At 40.8% G+C, this 2,747-nt stretch carries 3 protein-coding genes; all 3 read left to right on the plus strand.

Translation table 11 applies throughout. The features are described from left to right. Window positions 1-281: 281 nt before the first annotated feature. The 3 genes from tnpA to tnpC are packed head-to-tail and all read left to right on the plus strand — an operon-like array spanning window position 282 to window position 2,513. Entirely contained in the window at window positions 282-590 is a 309-nt protein-coding gene (gene tnpA / locus VJ937_RS12875) for an IS66 family insertion sequence element accessory protein TnpA (RefSeq protein WP_324067751.1), read from the plus strand. A 4-nt stretch (window positions 591-594) separates the two neighbouring features. After that, window positions 595-963 carry an IS66 family insertion sequence element accessory protein TnpB gene (tnpB, locus tag VJ937_RS12880; protein ID WP_324067753.1) on the plus strand — a complete coding sequence of 123 codons (369 nt, stop codon included), beginning with the start codon at window positions 595-597 and terminating at the stop codon, window positions 961-963. A gap of 41 nt (window positions 964-1,004) precedes the next feature. Continuing rightward, entirely contained in the window at window positions 1,005-2,513 is a 1,509-nt protein-coding gene (tnpC, locus tag VJ937_RS12885; protein WP_324067755.1) for an IS66 family transposase, read from the plus strand. Window positions 2,514-2,747 lie beyond the last annotated feature (234 nt).

Raw genomic sequence — 2,747 nt, forward strand, 5'->3', positions numbered from 1 at the left:
GTATATTTTCTGTATTCTAAGGATGCATTTATACTGCAACTCATATAGTTTTTAGAATTATAATAAATCAACCTGTTTTTCAAAAAGAATGAAATGAAAATATGATTTTTGGTTTCGTGAGTATGCGAATAGCCTGAGTACCTTTACCTTCTGGGGTTTATAAATCAAACTTCTTGGCTCCCGCTCCCTTATTATAAAAAGCACTTTATGCGTATCCCTTCGGCCTGCGACGTATTGCAGCGCTGATTCTATCGCCATATCTTTGGAGCAAAAATCATTTTATGTCACAGGAAAGACTCGAAGAAAAAGCACAGCGGATGTTCGATATAGTGGAGCAGTGCCAAAGTAGCGGCCAACACAAGAAAGACTTTTGTCATGAACAGAATATCCCACTGTCCAAGTATTATTATTGGCAGAAAAGATATTATGAAGAGGTTCACAAAAATGATCGTGGATTTGTTGCGATAGATACCCATGCTGCCGATAGAGAAGATGGCCAAATGAAAATCAACCTGCCCACTGGTGTTAGTATTCAAATTCCGCTGGATACTTCGCCAATAATTATCAAGCAACTATTGACATTAGTCTGAAGATATGTTTAGCCTTTCATCAACGTCACGGTTTTTTCTCTACAAAGAGGTCACCGATATGCGGAAAAGCTTCGATGGGCTTTGTGGGATCGTACAAAGCCAATTACATCGTAACCCAATGTCTGGCGATGTTTTTATTTTTATCAACCGCCGCCGCGATAAAATAAAACTGATGCAATGGGAACAAGGTGGTTTTGTTCTGTATTATAAACGTATTGAATCAGGCACCATCGAAATTCCACCATTCGAAAACCATCAGAAATCACTCCAAATAAAGTGGACTGATCTTATTATGATGATCGAAGGAATATCATTGAAACACATCAGAAAAAGGAAGCGTTTTTTTCTTGAAAAAAGTGACCAAATCCGTTGAAAACATTGGGTTTTAATGCCTATTTTTTGTATATTTGCATTGTGCAAAACAAAGGTAACATACAGGAAGAAACGATCACTATTTCTGCGGCAACTTATCATTCTTTGTTAAAGGAAAATGAAAGTTACAAACTCCAGATCGCCCAGATAAATTACCAATTAGCTCAATTGAAAAGGATGGTTTTTGGTTCTAAGAGTGAGCGTTTTATGCCCGAAGAGGACAAAAGTCAATTAAAGCTTGATTTTTGGGAAACTATAGAGAAAAAGCCTGTTGAAGAAAAACAAATAGAAGAAGTTACCTATAAGCGTAAAAAGAAATCGAAAGGCAAAAAGGCTGTGCGCGTGCCGCTGCCATCGCATTTACCCCGTGAGAAATACATACTGGAACCTACGGATAAAAAAGACGGGGATCAGAAGATAGGAGAAACTGTCACCGAAATACTTGAATACCAAGAGGCCAAATTGTACGTAAAATCTTATCATCGCCCTAAATATGTGACCCCGAATAAAGACGGTGTTAAAGTTGCGGAACTGCCTTCGTTGCCTATCCCTCGCGGCAATGCAGGGCCTGGCTTGTTAGCTTTTCTGTCCATAAGCAAGTTCATTGATCATTTACCTTTTTATAGACAAAGGCAAATACTTAAACGCTATGGACTGGATATAGCAGAAAGCACTATCAACGATTGGTTTTCAGCCACATGCCGCTTACTGGAACCTTTGTACGATAAGCTGCATTACTCGGTGTTGGACACAGATTACCTGATGGCCGATGAAACACCTATCTCAGTGCTTACAGCTGCCAAGCCAGGATCTACCCACAAAGGTTATCACTGGGTATATTATTCGCCACTCAACAAGCTTGTTTATTTCGATTACCGGAGAGGTCGTGGCCGGGATGGTCCTGAAGAAATCCTAAGGAATTATAACGGCACCCTGCAAACAGATGGTTATATCGCATACGATTCATTTGGAAAAAAAGCTAATATGATCTTATTGGCCTGTATGGCTCATGCAAGACGTAAGTTTGAACATGGACTGGAGAACGATCCGGAGCGGGCGGGCTATGTGCTTAAGCAAATGCAAGCACTTTATAAAATTGAACGTACAGCGCGGGAAGAACAAATGTCATTTGCTGACCGCAAGGCACTTCGCCAGAAAGAGTCGGCACCCATATTGAATGAGTTGCACAATTACCTAAAAACACAACTGCGTGAGGTATTGCCCAAGAGCACCATGGGGAAAGCTATAGCTTACACACTTAACCTATGGCCACGTTTGGAACGCTACGTAGAAGATGGACGTTATGAAATAGACAACAACCTGATAGAGAACTCCATCCGTCCGGTGGCTCTTGGCCGTAAGAACTATTTATTTGCCGGGTCACATGAAGGAGCACATCGGGCAGCCATGATCTATTCATTCGTTGGTAGCTGTAAAATGAACAACATTGATCCGTCGCTATGGTTAAAAGATGTGCTTTCACGCATATCAGATCATAAAGCCAACAAGCTTGATGAACTTCTCCCGCCGAACTGGCAGCCATCAGAATAAAAAAAAATTGAAGCTATTGTTTTTTGAGGGGGGCAGTATGATCTGAAAAGATCGGCTAAACTGATGATGCCAGCTAAAAAAAAGCAATTTTTCCGCAGATTAGACAAAAATACTCATCCATCCAATACCAGTCAAGACGCCCAAGACCGAAGGCTTACTTTTATTTTGCCAAAGCGCCAATTCGCCCAGCGCTATGTTTTGCAAGGCTGCATTTTCAATTGTGGAGTACTTTAC

Origin of the sequence: Salinivirga sp., assembly GCF_035268865.1 — a bacterium.
In the GTDB taxonomy this organism is placed as follows: domain Bacteria; phylum Bacteroidota; class Bacteroidia; order Bacteroidales; family Salinivirgaceae; genus Salinivirga.